At 36.7% G+C, this 14,393-nt stretch carries 15 protein-coding genes; 1 reads left to right on the forward strand and 14 read right to left on the reverse strand.

Translation table 11 applies throughout. From position 1 onward, the window contains the following. Nucleotides 1–36: 36 nt before the first annotated feature. The 14 genes from BM260_RS04310 to BM260_RS04375 all read right to left on the reverse strand — a co-directional run bounded on the left by BM260_RS04310 (nt 37) and on the right by BM260_RS04375 (nt 13,054). Nucleotides 37–2,241 carry a peptidoglycan D,D-transpeptidase FtsI family protein gene (locus BM260_RS04310; RefSeq protein ID WP_245762627.1) on the reverse strand — a complete coding sequence of 735 codons (2,205 nt, stop codon included), beginning with the start codon at nt 2,239–2,241 and terminating at the stop codon, nt 37–39. Then, nucleotides 2,238–2,606, reverse strand: coding sequence for a cell division protein FtsL (gene ftsL / locus BM260_RS04315; RefSeq protein WP_093535324.1), 369 nt, complete (start codon nt 2,604–2,606; stop codon nt 2,238–2,240). The genes BM260_RS04310 and ftsL overlap by 4 nt, the downstream gene beginning before the upstream one ends. Then, nucleotides 2,607–3,557 carry a 16S rRNA (cytosine(1402)-N(4))-methyltransferase RsmH gene (gene rsmH / locus BM260_RS04320; protein WP_093535326.1) on the reverse strand — a complete coding sequence of 317 codons (951 nt, stop codon included), beginning with the start codon at nt 3,555–3,557 and terminating at the stop codon, nt 2,607–2,609. It lies immediately after the preceding gene. Between the two features lie 126 nt (nt 3,558–3,683). Continuing rightward, nucleotides 3,684–4,115: a division/cell wall cluster transcriptional repressor MraZ gene (gene mraZ, locus BM260_RS04325; RefSeq protein WP_093535328.1), complete on the reverse strand. Its 432-nt coding sequence runs from the start codon at nt 4,113–4,115 to the stop codon at nt 3,684–3,686. 401 nt (nt 4,116–4,516) lie between these two features. Beyond that, nucleotides 4,517–6,133 carry a bacillithiol biosynthesis cysteine-adding enzyme BshC gene (gene bshC / locus BM260_RS04330; RefSeq protein WP_175496184.1) on the reverse strand — a complete coding sequence of 539 codons (1,617 nt, stop codon included), beginning with the start codon at nt 6,131–6,133 and terminating at the stop codon, nt 4,517–4,519. A 108-nt stretch (nt 6,134–6,241) separates the two neighbouring features. Then, the gene (locus BM260_RS18925) at nt 6,242–6,628 is read right to left on the reverse strand and encodes a DUF3397 domain-containing protein (protein ID WP_093535332.1); all 387 of its coding nucleotides are present in this window, start codon (nt 6,626–6,628) and stop codon (nt 6,242–6,244) included. Beyond that, the gene (locus BM260_RS04340; RefSeq protein WP_093535334.1) at nt 6,612–7,502 is read right to left on the reverse strand and encodes a 2-dehydropantoate 2-reductase; all 891 of its coding nucleotides are present in this window, start codon (nt 7,500–7,502) and stop codon (nt 6,612–6,614) included. The genes BM260_RS18925 and BM260_RS04340 overlap by 17 nt, the downstream gene beginning before the upstream one ends. A 244-nt stretch (nt 7,503–7,746) precedes the next feature. Further along, on the reverse strand, nt 7,747–9,288 hold the full coding sequence (locus BM260_RS04345; protein ID WP_093535336.1) for an acyl-CoA carboxylase subunit beta: 1,542 nt from the start codon (nt 9,286–9,288) through the stop codon (nt 7,747–7,749). Between the two features lie 15 nt (nt 9,289–9,303). After that, a complete protein-coding gene (locus tag BM260_RS04350) occupies nt 9,304–9,516 on the reverse strand; it encodes an acetyl-CoA carboxylase biotin carboxyl carrier protein subunit (protein ID WP_093535338.1) in 213 nt (70 codons plus the stop codon). After that, nucleotides 9,513–10,874: an acetyl-CoA carboxylase biotin carboxylase subunit gene (locus tag BM260_RS04355; protein WP_093535340.1), complete on the reverse strand. Its 1,362-nt coding sequence runs from the start codon at nt 10,872–10,874 to the stop codon at nt 9,513–9,515. Before BM260_RS04355 ends, BM260_RS04350 begins: the two co-directional genes overlap by 4 nt. Nucleotides 10,875–11,003: 129 nt before the next feature. Then, complete coding sequence (locus tag BM260_RS04360) at nt 11,004–11,402, reverse strand: hypothetical protein (RefSeq protein ID WP_093535342.1); 399 nt, start codon at nt 11,400–11,402, stop codon at nt 11,004–11,006. Nucleotides 11,403–11,462: 60 nt separating this feature from the next. Then, nucleotides 11,463–12,224, reverse strand: coding sequence for an enoyl-CoA hydratase/isomerase family protein (locus BM260_RS04365; protein ID WP_093535344.1), 762 nt, complete (start codon nt 12,222–12,224; stop codon nt 11,463–11,465). A 92-nt stretch (nt 12,225–12,316) separates the two neighbouring features. After that, nucleotides 12,317–12,490, reverse strand: coding sequence for a 50S ribosomal protein L32 (gene rpmF, locus BM260_RS04370; RefSeq protein WP_090562877.1), 174 nt, complete (start codon nt 12,488–12,490; stop codon nt 12,317–12,319). Nucleotides 12,491–12,514: 24 nt separating this feature from the next. Further along, entirely contained in the window at nt 12,515–13,054 is a 540-nt protein-coding gene (locus tag BM260_RS04375) for a YceD family protein (RefSeq protein WP_093535346.1), read from the reverse strand. 124 nt (nt 13,055–13,178) lie between these two features. On the opposite strand from BM260_RS04375, the gene BM260_RS04380 reads away from it, so the two are divergent. Next, nucleotides 13,179–14,393, forward strand: a complete 1,215-nt coding sequence (locus BM260_RS04380) for a nucleotidyltransferase (protein ID WP_093535348.1) — start codon at nt 13,179–13,181, stop codon at nt 14,391–14,393.

Here is a 14,393-nt window from a genome sequence, read left to right on the forward strand (position 1 = left end):
CTTATGAGAAAATGACACTAACTATTCTATCCCTATTTAGTCCTGAGGTAAATCAGTTTGTGATTCGTCTAAATTTTCCTTATTATTCGTTACTTCTGCTGGAGTTGCAAGTTTCACGACGATTGGAGTATCTGCAGTTACGATCGATCCTCCAGTCAAGCTCTGTTCATTTACAAAACCTTCTCCAACAATTTCTATTGGTAACTTAGATAACGATTTATATATCATAATATTTCTTTTCGACCAACCTTTAAAGTCAGGTAATTGAATATCACCCTGTCCCTTTAGAAAGACTATACTATTTGAAATAGCACTTGTTTTTGCCGCTGGATATTGTTCTTCTACCTTATCCGACTGACCGATAACTACTGTCTTTAATCCTTGTGCTTCCAATTTACTTTGACTTGCCATTAAATCTTCCCCAACTACATTCGGCATTTCAATTGATTTTGCAAGTTCCAAGTTTTCCGGCTCAATATTTAAATATTTCAAGCTTCTTTCTGTCACTGCGTTGAAAATTTCGGATGTTGTATCAGAACCAGTTTCCGTCATTTCTAAATTAGGTCGATGAACCATCACATAAACAATTAACTGCGGATCCTCTACAGGAGCCATACCTAAGAAAGAATAGAGGAAATCATTTCTTCCCCAGTAGTAGCCCCCTCCAGGTTTTGATATTTGAGCAGTACCAGTTTTACCTGCTGAAGTATATCCATTCAACTTAAATTTCTGGGCAGTACCTTTTTCTGACGTTACCGTACTTGCCAATATTTCTTTTACCTGCTGCGCAGTTTCTGCAGAAATAGGAGATTTCTTTTCGGCCACTTTATGATTCTCCACTACATCATTAGTATTAGGATTGACAATTTTATCAATTATAAAGGGTTGCATCATCTTCCCTTCATTTGCTATAGCAGTCATTCCTTGCACCATTTGTATAGGTGTTACGGTTGTTCCCTGACCATATGTTGTAGTTATACGTTCAACTGGACCAGCATTTGCTATAATTCCAGTTGCTTCATTGGGAAGGTCTATACCCGTCTTCTGTCCAAATCCAAAGAGTTTAATATATTCATTGAACGTTTCCTCTCCTATTTGGTTAAGCAAGTACGCCATTGAAACATTGGATGAACGTTGGAAACCTTCTAAATACGTTATATTCCCCCACCCTACTACATTATGATCCCTTATAGTTCTATCAAAGATCTTATAGGAACCCGATTTATATGTAGCATTAGGTGCCCAGACCCCTTCTTCGATAGCGGCGGCTAATGTGAATATCTTAAAGGTAGATCCTGGCTCAATCGTTTGCTCAGTTACTTCATTTAGCCAGTTAGTAGATAATCCTTCTCTTGTATTCGGTTCAAAGGAAGGGCGCTGGGACATAGCTAATATTTCCCCAGTTTTTGGATCTGCTATAACAGCCGTAATCCGTTCTGGATTATATTTTTCTTGTGCCGTATTCATCGCTTCTTCTAAAAAGTTTTGTATGGTTTTATCTAAAGTGAGGTAGATGTCTAAGCCATTTTTAGCTTCTGTCACCATCTTCTCAGCATTCGGTAGTAAGAAGCCTTTAGTATCACTTTTGAATTCGACTTTCCCAGGAGTGCCGGTTAACTCTTCATCGTAAATATATTCGAGACCCATTTTGCCAACAGGTTCAGCTGTTCCATCTTCTTTCTCTTCCTTTAAAGCAAAACCTATCAAATGCGAAGCAAACTGACCATTAGGATATAATCTTTTTAAATCTTCGATAAAAATTATTCCAGGTAGTTTGTTGCTTTTTATCTCTTCCATAACTTTGTTGCTAATATCCCTGCCAGCTTTACCAAATTCAACTTGGTATTTCTCGGATTTTATACTTTTCTCTAGTAAACTAGTAATCTCTTGTTCTGTCATATCAATATACTTTGCTAAAACTTTGGCCGTGTTAGCTGGATCACTAACATGCCTTTGTATACCACTATTGTTAGAAGCGTTCGGGCTAATGACAGCGATCATTTTATAGCTAAGTGTATCCTGTGCTATTATCTCGCCGTTACGATCAACTATTTTCCCTCTACTAGCTTGAAGAACCTGTTCTCTACTATACTTGTGCTCTGCCTTCGTTGATAATACTTGACCTTCAGCAGTACCCGTATATTGTATAAATACAAAACGACTAAGTAATAAGAAAAAGAGCCCTCCATATAATAAAAACATTAGAAAGGCTCCCCATTGAAAACGAAATTTCTTATTCATTGTCCTGGCACTACCTTAACGTTTTGCTCATTCAGTTTCAAACCGAGCTCTTCCGCCTTTTTCCAAATACGGTCATAGGTAGATAATTCATTTACTTGTACTGATAAGTCAGTATTATTTTTTATAGTAGAGTCAATTTCCTTTTCCATTAGTGCAATATCTGTAGTAGTTGCTCGCACAGCGCTTTCCGTTTGAATAATCATGACAGATAAAGCAGTAACTATTGCTAACAACCCGACTAATAGTATTTTTTCTCCTTTAGAAATAAGATTATTACGTTTTTTCGCCTGCTTCTGTACCTGTGGTTGTTCAGTGTAAGAAGGGCGTGGTATGTATGTTTGTGATTGCTGTTTACGTAAAGCCATTTAGACACTTCCCTTTTCGATTAATTTTTCCACAATACGTAACTTAGCCGAACGAGAGCGATTATTTACTGCCAACTCTTCTTCCGAAGGGACTATCGGTTTCCTTGTAACCACTCTTAACATTGGCTCCATACCAGCTGGAATCATTGGTAAATTTGGTGGTAACTCTGGTAAAGAAGATGCTTCTTTGAAAATTGTTTTAGTTAATCTATCTTCTAAGGAATGGAAGGTAATAACACTTACTCTTCCTCCTACTTTTATAAGCTTAATTGCATCTTCTAGTGAGTCTTCTGCTGCACCTAATTCATCATTTACAGCAATTCGGATCGCCTGGAAAATTCGTTTAGCAGGATGTCCACCCGTTCTTCTAGCAGCAGCTGGAATACCTTCTTTTATAAGCTCAACAAGTTGGAAAGTGGTAGCAATTGGTTCAACTTCTCTTGCCTTCTCAATTTTGCGCGCAATTTGTTTAGAAAATTTTTCTTCTCCGTAACGGAAAAATATCTTAAGTAATTTTTCATATGGCCAATCATTGACTACATGGTAAGCAGTTAACTCACTTGTTTGATCCATTCGCATATCTAACGGGGCATCGTAGTTATAACTAAACCCTCGCTCCGGTGTGTCTAGTTGGGGAGAGGATACACCTAAGTCATATAAAATCCCATCAACCTTTTCAATACCAATTTGGTTAAGTTCATCTTTTAGATAACGAAAATTTGCATGGACAAAGGTAACTTTGTCTAAATAAGGTGCAAGTTTTAGCTTTGCATTTTCAATGGCAGTCATATCTTGATCAAAGCAAATTAGTCTACCTTTTTCATTTAATTGTTGTACTAAGTATTCACTGTGGCCAGCTCCGCCTAGCGTGCAATCCACATAGATCCCATCAGGACGAATAGCTAGTCCATCTACTGTTTCTTTTAGTAATACGGTCGTATGATGAAACAAGCGTTTCTCCTCCTCTTAATAAAATACATCTTGGCGTATTTATTCCCAGTTAAACTTTACCTCTGAAATCCAAGACATTTGTCTAGACTTTAATGCAATCCACCGGGACAAACCCAGTTAGATGAGTTATATATCAAAGCCAATCATATTTTCTGCAATATCATTGAAAGAATCCTCAGACTCCACAAAATAATTTTCCCAAGCATCTTTAGCCCAAATTTCAAGCCGATTTGACACTCCAAGTACGATACATTCCTTATCCATCTTCGCATAACTTCTGAGATTACTCGGAATGTTGATACGCCCTTGCTTGTCTATTTCTACTTCGGTTGCACCGGAAAAGAAAAAACGAGTAAATGCTCGAGCATCTTTCTTCGTTACAGGAAGTTCTTTAAGTTTGTCTTCGAGTTTTCGCCATTCATTCATAGGATAACCAAATAAGCAATTATCAAGACCACGTGTAAGGACAAAACTGTCATCTAAGTGTTCTCGAAATTTGGATGGTATTATTAACCGTCCCTTTGCATCAACGTTATGTTGATATTCGCCCATGAACATGCTACTCACCCCACTTTATGTCATTAACATACCACAACGCCCCACTTTCCTCCACCGTTTTTTTAAAAACAGGACGATATTTCTTTAAAATGTGTAATTAGTACTTGTTGAGACACGTTTTCTAGTAAATTCTACAAAGAAATCCTATAACATTGATACATGAAAAGTTTGGAAAAGTTCCTGTGTTTATTGCGATTTCCAGTGAAATTAGGAAGGAATTATCTTAAAAGTGGGGGCAAGTGACAAGAATCCAAGCGAAGGAAGCTCTATTTAGTCGTTAGTTGGAATATTGGTACCCTTAGTTGGGATTCTGGCACGTTTAGTTGGAATCTTGGGCTCTCTAGTTGGAAAACTGTAAAACAAGAAAAAAAAATCCCCACTAATGAAAGTGGGGATACAAATTATAAATAAATCACGTGATGTTTACCATTAAATTCATATGGTACTTCTAATAGCTGTTTAATCAGAGATGGACCATACTCATTCATCAATTGAATCGGTGTATATGTTCGTTCTTGAAGACCATCGTTAGGCATTAAGTTCATACTAATACGATCATAACGATTAGTAGTCGCATCTAACTTACTAAGGAATGTATCTTCAATTGCGTTATTAATAAAATTCAATTGTTTTTCATGATTTTTTAAATTCTTTTGTACTAATGGAGATAACTTCAAACCGTCTTTCATCAAAAGTTGCTCCAACTTCCCGTACTTTTCTATAAGATCTGCTTTTATTTCCTCTATCAAGTGAGGTACTTCCTCGTTACGATTGCTATTTATATAGTGCAACTTAGCATCTTGTAAAGATCCATCCCACACATCTTCAATCGTAAAGGATAACTTTTCTAATAAGGATTGCGTATTTGCATTGACTATCGAAATACTAATACGAGGCATTAGAACTGGCATTTTCATGTCAAACAACTCAAATGCTGTTTTTAATGCGCCCCAGTATGCAATCTCGCCTGGTCCAGCAATAAAGCTTAGCACTGGAAAGACCATTTCCTGCATGATTGGTCTAGTTACCACATTATTACTTAACTTCTCCGGATGTTCTCTTGCAATTTCCATCATCTCGTCCAATGTAAATGAGATTCCCTTTGCCTCATGAACAAATTGATTGTTCACTCGTTCTAATAAGAAACGCTCTCCTGCTTCAACATAAAACAAATGAGCCGCTGACTCTTTTGCTTGTATCGGTGTACCAAATCCTTCAAGTGCTATTTTTTCTTCATGCTCAAATACTACTTTAGCTAGTTCTGAAGAATGTAATATTTGAAGTTGAAAATAATCACTTTCCAATTTTCTTAATGGCTCATACGCAGCGTCTATTAAAAGTAAACCTTCCTCTTGAAATAGTTCGTTCATCAAGGCTGTAAAAAAGCTTGTATACGTTAAATTATTATCTAAAAGCTCTAAAACATTAGATTTAAGATCTTTCGTATATAAGGTTTCGGGTAAACTTTTGAAAATTTCATCTAAATACTCTTTTATTAACTGTTGGTCAAAAGTAGCTTCAGATGCAATTTTTTTCGTTCGAGACTTTTCTGGATAAACAAGCTTTTGAAGTTTTCGGCTTCTATCTATGTATACATGATTTATCTCATCGATATCATGATCTTCTCCAGCAATCCAAAAAACAGGTATAACAGGTACTCCTAGAGTTTCTCTTTGTTGTTTTGCCAATGTAATAACCGAAATTGCTTTATGAATTGAATATAACGGTCCAGAAAGAATCCCTGCTTGCTGCCCGCCTATAACTACAACCCCATTGTCTTTAAGTTCATTTATATGCTGACTACTTTTTTTGGAAATACCATATTCACTCATATAAGTAGTAATTACATCAGCAAGCTCAGTTCTTTTATGTTTAGTAAAATTAGCTTCTTTAACCCTTTTGTTAAGTGCCTTTTGGTTCCATTCACAATGAAAGAAAGAAGATAAATTAGCTACATCCTCCAAATATTTCTTATAAAATGAGGAAGCGAATGGTTGTGTGTACTGCTCTAATCGCACGTTTTTTCCACCTCTATTATTTTCAAGTTCATTTTGGCGAAAATTCACCAAAGCTATCATTTTAAATACTTTAAGAGTATAACACTTACTATATATGTGTAAAAATTATTAGCTTATATAGGTTAAAACATATTGGATAACTCCGAATAACCATAAAAATGCATAAAAACAACATAATAGTAAAAATAGTATTCTCCAAATTTTCCTCAACAATGGAATTATCTCAATTTCTTTTTTAGAACGCCAGTCTAAACATGTCATAATCGTCGCTAATATAATGGAAAAAATAATAAGATACCAACCAATCCCTTTCGAGAAAAGGAATGAGAACAAATTAGCAGTAGAAAAGTATAAAAAGAAAGTCGAAACATCGGACGCAATGCCAATTGATTTTTTTCTTTTATGTAAAACAAATTTACAAATGATAAATACAAGCAAAAACACGACTACTGGGTATATTACAAAAATCGAAAGAACATTAACGACGGTAATCACCTTCTTTGTTTATTTCACTTAATAATAAATAGAATGCTTGTAAAATAGGCAAAGTTTTATTTCTTTGAGCGGCTTTTTCTATTATAGCTCCAACAATGGTATCTAACTCCATCATTCGCCCATTCTCAAAGTCCTTGAGCATAGAGGAACGATTTTCCCTGGTATTTTCGCACAGGGAGACAACCTCCTCCCATGTAAGCCTTTCTCGCCAGTCATCAAAAGCAAATATCATTTCGTCGTACATGCTTCTCAATATAGCTTTATAGGAGTCATTTTCAACTAGCTCCCCATTAGTCACTTGAGCAATAGTAGTCAAAGGATTAATCAAGCAATTTAACATAGCTTTCTTCACAAGCATTTGTTCGATATCACACGTAAAGATCAAAGGGAATTCCTCGTTATTACCCTCCATTAAACTATTAATGGAAGCCCATTGCCCCTTATAAAACCCGATATAAGTTGGACCTATTCCTAAGTGTTGAACCGTGGAATTATTTATTTTCGTAGCACCATGTAATACAGAACCAATAAGGACAGTTTCTTGTGGTAACTTCCGTAGAAAAGATATGTGTGATAAACCATTTTGCAAAAACAGAAGAGGGATATGCTTAGGTAAAGAATTTAGCTGATCTTCTAAATGTGTAAGATGATGATACTTCACTGCAATAATAATAAGATCCATTTGTTTTAAATCAGTAATGTCCGAAACTATATCACAAGTAATTTGTTTCGGATTTTCCGTTTTCTTTTCTATGTATAAATGATGGACTTTACTAGTTTTTCTGACTAAAAAAGTAATGTCATGATCTGATTCCGACAAATATGCACCAAATAGGAGGCCTATCGCTCCTGCACCAACAATACCAATTTTCATAAGTCACCCCCAAGTTCTTTAATAAAGCAGGTACTTTTTCACTCTAGAAAAACCGAAAAAAGACTCTTGGTCTTCTAAGATCAGAGACGTAGATATGCTGTTGATTTCCGCTCCGTACGTAAATCAGTATTAAATTTGTTTTATTCATTCTTAAAAGTTCTATAAACCCAGTGTTATGGTAAATTTATATATACTTTCTCTTAAAAAAGGTCTACCTCTGAGGTAGACCTTAGCTTTATCATTATTATACAGGAAGCACCGGATGTTTTCGAGGTGCATTTACTATTTGTTTATCTTCATAAAAACGTAGTCGATTTGTAAGTTCAGCGCGTAAATCGCTTGGTGCTACAATTTCATCGATAATCATTTCAGAAGCAAGTTTATAAATATCAATTTCCTCTTTATATTCCGCATGTTTTTGTTGAACAAATTTCAGACGTTCTTTTGGATCTTCGATTGCCTCAATTTTGTTTGAGTACACAGCATTTACTGCCGCTTCTGGGCCCATCACAGCTATTTGAGCTGTAGGCAAGGCAATGCATACATCCGGCTCAAATGCAGGACCAGCCATTGCATATAAACCTGCTCCGTATGCTTTACGTACTATAACAGATATTTTTGGAACTGTTGCAGAACTCATTGCTGCAATAAGCTTCGCCCCATGTCTTATAATTCCAGCACGTTCTACTTTCGTTCCTATCATAAACCCAGGAACATCCGCTAAGAATAGTAGCGGAATTGAAAACGCATCACACAGTGAGATGAATTTTGTAGCCTTATCCGCTGAATCTACGAATAGCACTCCACCTTTAGCTTTTGGTTGATTGGCAATAATTCCTACTGCTCTGCCATCAATTCGCGCTAAGCCTGTAATTAACTCAGGAGCAAACAACTTCTTCACATCAAAGAACGTACCTTCATCGATAATTGCTTCAATTGCTTCGTACATATCAAATGGCGCGTTTTGATTTTCAGGAATGATTGCTTCTAGTGTTCTTCCTTCTTTAATGGCTTTAGGTTCCACTTGTTTTGGTTTCTCCGTATAATTCGCCGGGAAGAAGTCCAAATAGCGTTTAGCCTCGGAAATTGCTTCTTCTTCTGTTGAAACAAGAACGTCCCCTACTCCACTGACTGTGCAGTGCATACGGGCTCCACCCATCTCTTCTAGCGTCACTTTTTCACCGATTACTTTTTCTGCCATACGAGGTGAGCCTAAATACATCGAAGCATTGCCTTCAACCATAAAGACAATATCACAAAAAGCAGGGATATAAGCTCCCCCAGCTGCGGAAGGACCAAATAACAGGCAAATTTGTGGAATGAACCCTGATAGCCTTACTTGGTTATGGAATATCCTTCCTGCTCCTCGTCTATTTGGAAACATATCTAGCTGATCGGTAATACGCGCACCCGCTGAGTCTACTAGATACAACATTGGTACTCTATTTTTTTCTGCTATTTCTTGGATACGAATAATTTTTTCTACAGTACGCGATCCCCACGACCCAGCTTTCACAGTCGAATCATTTGCCATGACACAAACAGTTTGCCCATTTACTTTACCGGTAGCAGTCACAACACCATCTGCTGGCAAATCTCCTGCTTCCACATTCGCAAAGCGACCATCTTCGATGTATTCCCCATTATCAAAAAGTAACGCTAAACGATCTCGTACAAATAATTTGTTTTGCTCTTTCATCTTTTCATGGTATTTTGCATGTCCCCCTGAATAAACAGATGCCAGTTTTTCTTCTAATCTATCATTATACGCTTTTGTTTCTCCCACTTTGTAAAACCCCCTTTATTCAAACGTTACTAATACATCGCCTTCATTGACGAAGTCGCCTTCATTTGCATTGATTGTGACAATTTTACCCGCTGTTTCTGCTTCAATTGGAATCTCCATTTTCATGGATTCCAACACCATTACTACTTGTCCAGCTGCCACTTCTTCTCCAATTGCTACATTTACGGTAAATACTGTACCTGCCATAGTCGATTCTAAATTTTTCATTTTGAAACTTCCTCCCTTTGTTTGTCCATCCATTCCCCTAAAACGGATGTTGAATACTCCCCACTGATGAAACTCTCATCATCCAAGAACTGTTGGAATAGTGGAATATTTGTTTTCACACCTTCTATTTTAGCAGAAGAGAATACTTTTTGTGCAGACTCTATTGCTAATTTTCTATTTTCTGCATGGATAATAACCTTAGAAATCATCGGATCATAGAATGGTGTAACTTTGTCACCTTCTGCATAACCAGCATCAATCCGGACATCCTCATCTGTTTCCCAATTTTGAACTGTAATAGTTCCAGGTGATGGGAAAAATGTTTTTGGATCCTCTGCATATATTCTAAACTCTATCGCATGTCCATTAGACTTTATCGAAGCTTGGTCTCTCACAGGTAGTTCTTCCCCGGCAGCAACTCTTAACTGCCATTCCACTAAATCGTACCCAGTAATAGCTTCGGTAATGGGATGCTCTACTTGCAGTCGAGTATTCATCTCTAAAAAGTAAAACTGATGATTATGATCTACTATAAATTCTACCGTTCCAGCATTTATATAATTTACAGCTTTCGCTGCATTCACAGCAGCTTCCCATAATTTCTCTCTTGCTTCTTGTGGGAAGTTCGGAGAAGGTGCCTCTTCTAGAACTTTTTGGTTACGACGCTGAACCGAACAATTTCGTTCAAATAAATGAACGATATTACCATGTATATCCCCAAAAATCTGCACTTCAATATGTCTAGAGGAATCAATGAACTTTTCAAGAAAAACTACATCACTACCAAAATACGATTTTGCTCGTGTTTTAATCGATTCAAAATGTTTAAGGAGGGTCTCTTCATCGTCACAACGAATCATCCCTATGCCGCCACCCCCTGCACTTGCCTTAAGCATGATTGGATATCCAATCGAAGAAGCTGCCGTTATTGCATCTTCTACAGAAGCAAGTCCCGCTTCTGTTCCTGGGACAACTGGCACGTTTGCATTGATCATTGTAATTCTTGACTCGATTTTATCTCCCATTTTTTCCATTGTATCAGGACTAGGACCTATAAATACTATACCTTCAGCCTCTGCTTTACGAGCAAAATCAGCATTCTCTGATAAAAAACCATATCCCGGATGAATTGCATCCACTTTTTCTCTTTTTGCAAGAGCGATAATATCATCTACTTTTAAATAGGATTGCTGAACTTGACTCAGGCCAATCTCAAAAGCATAGTCTGCTTCTTTCACATAAGGTAAATCTTTATCAGCTTCTGAATAGATTGCTACTGTTTCAATATTTAATCGCTTACATGTTTTAATAATACGTCTTGCGATTTCTCCCCTATTGGCGATTAATACTTTCTTCATCTTACTTCCCCCTTCGTTTGAACATTTCCCCCATCTATATTAGTCTATACGATTGTTGAAAGCGATTTCAACTAAATTCTGCTTTGTCTCCCCAGGAACAACAAAAGAAGCCCTATAAAAAGGCTTCTTTTACTTGCGTTCGATATGCGTAATACCTTGTTTAACCCAGTTTAAAAGCTGTTCATAATCATTTTTCAACAAATTGTATGCACTTGAAATTTCATTATAAGAATGCTTCATCTCATCGTAACTTTCCATCGCCAGTTGCAAATGGTTTTGAAGGGAGGAGGAATCTGCTGCTTCTTTAGTAGAATAAGAAGTTGGTTTATGTTCTTTTTTCATAATTTGAGGGCGTAGATTTTTGTTCCACCGGAATGCACAGGCTTGCTTAGATCTACCAAGTAATACACTTGCTTCTTGAAAACCAGAAATTTGCGTGTGGCCTTGATTAATTTTGTTCAAAATTATTTCTTTTAGAAGATTATCTTCTTCCTCAGTCCAACTATCTTTTCTCAATTTCACATTCATCTGGATCACCCTTTGCTTTTTTATTAATATATGCAAAGTGGGTGCAAATAGACTCTCATATTATTTCTTTTTAGATAAAAATGAATTGACCGCATCGTGATGTACTTCCTGCTCCCAAAGAACAGAACAAGTTCTTACCTCTTCCATAATTCTTTCGTATAATTTTGACTGCTCCCACTTACGTATTAATTGCATTTTGTATGCTCTTAATACAGTCTCATGAGGCACAATCATTCTTTGCACAAAAGCTTCAAGTGCTGTATATTTATGTCCTTCAAAAATTTCCGTTGCCCACCCAATAGTTTGAAGTTTGTCAGATGGGTAAGGTACCGCTTCAGTAAGCATTTGTAGAGTGTGATCCTGACGCATTCCTTTTTCCCATAAATAGGTTCCACCACCCCATCCAGAAGTGATGGCCAACTGACCTTGTATGAATCCACATCTTGCTTCTTTCTTTACTAAACGATAATCACATAAGGTTGCAATCTCACAGCCTCCACCAACTGCAGTTCCGTTAACTAATGCTAATGTTGGAATAGTCAATGTAGCGACGTCATACAAAATAGTTGCCGCCTCACTTAACATTTCAAATGATTCTTGCTCTGTTTTTAACTTGTGAAGAACAGATAAATCACCACCAGAACAAAAAGACTTATCACCTGCTCCAGTAATTACTGCTAGTTTGATCGAACTATCATTTTTCACTGTATGTACTAGTTCTTTAAAACCTGCTAAGACTTCCATATTTATTGCATTATGAATGGCAGGTCTATTTATTTCAAAAATGATAATTTCATCTTTTTTTACTATAGTATAATCCATATTCTGACACCCCTTTTTAAAATATATATAGAAAAAAAGACTACCTAAGAGCCATGATCTCTTTGGTAGTCTTTTAAGGAACAAATACTGAATTATTTGCTCAATACTTCTTTCCCTTTGTATTGACCGCAAGATTTACAAATACGGTGAGCCAATTTCATTTCACCACAGTTTGAACAAGCAACCATACCAGGTACGGATAATTTAAAATGTGTACGGCGTTTTCTTTTTACAGTTTTAGAAGTTCTTCTAGCTGGTACTGCCATAGGTGGCACCTCCTTACAGATCTATTATTCGTCTGTCTGATCAAAATACTTCGCTAAATCAGCAAGTCTTGGATCTACTTTTGGTTGTTCATCTTCCTGCATTTCTTTAAGTTCTTCATCTGTTGCATAACTCCAACCATTTCCACCCTCATGTCTAAAGTGGTCTGCACCTTCTTTATACACTTGCATTGGAATTTCCAGAAGAATTAATTCTTCTAGAACTGGGTCAACGTTAATAACATCTCCTTCTACTACATGAAAATTATCATAGTCGCTAGCAGAAGTTAATGCTGACTCAGACCAGTTGAAGATTTCATCAGATTCAATCTCAAATGGAAATTCTACATCCTCCCATGTGCGTGCACACGGTAAAATAAGAGTTCCAGAAAGCTGAAAGTGACAAGTCATTTGCGCTGCACCAAATGTGCAGTGCCCTTTTACGTGAACGGCTGAAATCCTTCGAACGTCTTGGTTCCGCTTCTTCACGTTTTCGAGTTCCACGAATTCATCTAAAGTTAGTCCGTTCTCACGATATTTAGATAGCTGATGAATTGTCCATTTCATACGATTATCACCTCAAGACAACAAAGTTGATTATATAATGACTGAATTTAGATGTCAAGATAATTTCTTGTCACTACAATATTTTAACATTATACTTGCATAAAAGAAAGGATTTGATTTGAATATGAAAGCAACTGGAATTGTTGTAGAATATAATCCATTTCATAACGGTCATTTACACCATTTGCAACAAACCCGCATCAAAACAAATAGCGATATTATCATTGCTGTGATGTCTGGGAACTTTCTACAGCGCGGCGAACCAGCACTTGTTGACAAATGGACTCGATCAAAAATGGCCGTTGCAGCGGGTGTTGACTTAGTAATTGAACTTCCCTATGCATTTGCAACTGCCCAGGCAAGTGATTTTGCTAAAGGTGCTATTTTCTTGTTAGATGCTTTAAAATGTCATTCCTTTTGTTTCGGCAGTGAAGAGGGATCATTAGAAGCATTTCAAGAAACCTATAATCTATTATTAACCAAAAAAGACGAATATAATACGGCCATTGCAAGTTATATGAAAAAAGGTATTAGTTATCCTAAAGCGTTAAATGAAGCCTATAATGAAATTTCTGAAGCTACGACGGTTCGATTAGTAGATTTATCTAAACCCAATAATATATTAGGATACCATTACATACAGGCTGCAAATCATTTAAATAGTGATATTAAGCCAGAGACAATTCAACGTGTCGTGGCAAATTATCATGATGATGCTCTGAAAACAGAAACTATTGCCAGTGCCACGGGTATTCGCAAATTGCTTTTTGAAGGTCAGAAGCTTTCGGAGGTAAATGCTTTCATGCCTAGTACAAGCCTTTTAGGATTAACAGAATGGGAAAGCAATAACAAATCTTTTGGTAGTTGGGAACAGTTCTATCCAGCATTACGATTACTAATAATTCGCTCCTCTAGAGAAGAGCTTGGTCAAATAGCAGAAGTTACCGAAGGAATGGAAAATGCTATTTGGAAAGCGGCAAAAACACATACGAACTTTCAATCTTTTATGCAACAGATAAAATCTAAGCGTTTTACATGGACACGTATTCAGCGGATGCTAACACATATTTATACAGATTTTACTTGGAACCAATTGCGAGAAATCGATTTTCCCACATATATAAGACCCTTAGCTATGAACAAGAATGGACAGGCATATTTGCAGAGCATAAAAAAAGACTTGCAGCTTCCACTTGTAAGTAGAGTAGCCGCAAGTAAAAAAGATACACAGTTGCAATTAGATATTAAAGCTGCCGACCTCTACTACTTAGGTTTACAGTCTTCGTATGGAGAATCTATGGTTGGAAGTGATTTTCGTATTGCTCCCATTATCGAATAG

It is taken from the genome of Psychrobacillus psychrotolerans, assembly GCF_900115805.1.
GTDB classification, from domain to species: Bacteria; Bacillota; Bacilli; order Bacillales_A; family Planococcaceae; genus Psychrobacillus; species Psychrobacillus psychrotolerans.

Coding starts and splice junctions, on each gene's coding strand:
- BM260_RS04310 (WP_245762627.1), bottom strand. CDS start 2,241: ATGAATAAGAAATTTCGTTTTCAATGGGGAGCCTTTCTAATGTTTTTA.
- ftsL (WP_093535324.1), bottom strand. CDS start 2,606: ATGGCTTTACGTAAACAGCAATCACAAACATACATACCACGCCCTTCT.
- mraZ (WP_093535328.1), bottom strand. CDS start 4,115: ATGTTCATGGGCGAATATCAACATAACGTTGATGCAAAGGGACGGTTA.
- BM260_RS04340 (WP_093535334.1), bottom strand. CDS start 7,502: ATGAAAATTGGTATTGTTGGTGCAGGAGCGATAGGCCTCCTATTTGGT.
- BM260_RS04350 (WP_093535338.1), bottom strand. CDS start 9,516: ATGAAAAATTTAGAATCGACTATGGCAGGTACAGTATTTACCGTAAAT.
- BM260_RS04355 (WP_093535340.1), bottom strand. CDS start 10,874: ATGAAGAAAGTATTAATCGCCAATAGGGGAGAAATCGCAAGACGTATT.
- BM260_RS04360 (WP_093535342.1), bottom strand. CDS start 11,402: ATGAATGTGAAATTGAGAAAAGATAGTTGGACTGAGGAAGAAGATAAT.
- BM260_RS04365 (WP_093535344.1), bottom strand. CDS start 12,224: ATGGATTATACTATAGTAAAAAAAGATGAAATTATCATTTTTGAAATA.
- rpmF (WP_090562877.1), bottom strand. CDS start 12,490: ATGGCAGTACCAGCTAGAAGAACTTCTAAAACTGTAAAAAGAAAACGC.
- BM260_RS04375 (WP_093535346.1), bottom strand. CDS start 13,054: ATGAAATGGACAATTCATCAGCTATCTAAATATCGTGAGAACGGACTA.
- BM260_RS04380 (WP_093535348.1), top strand. CDS start 13,179: ATGAAAGCAACTGGAATTGTTGTAGAATATAATCCATTTCATAACGGT.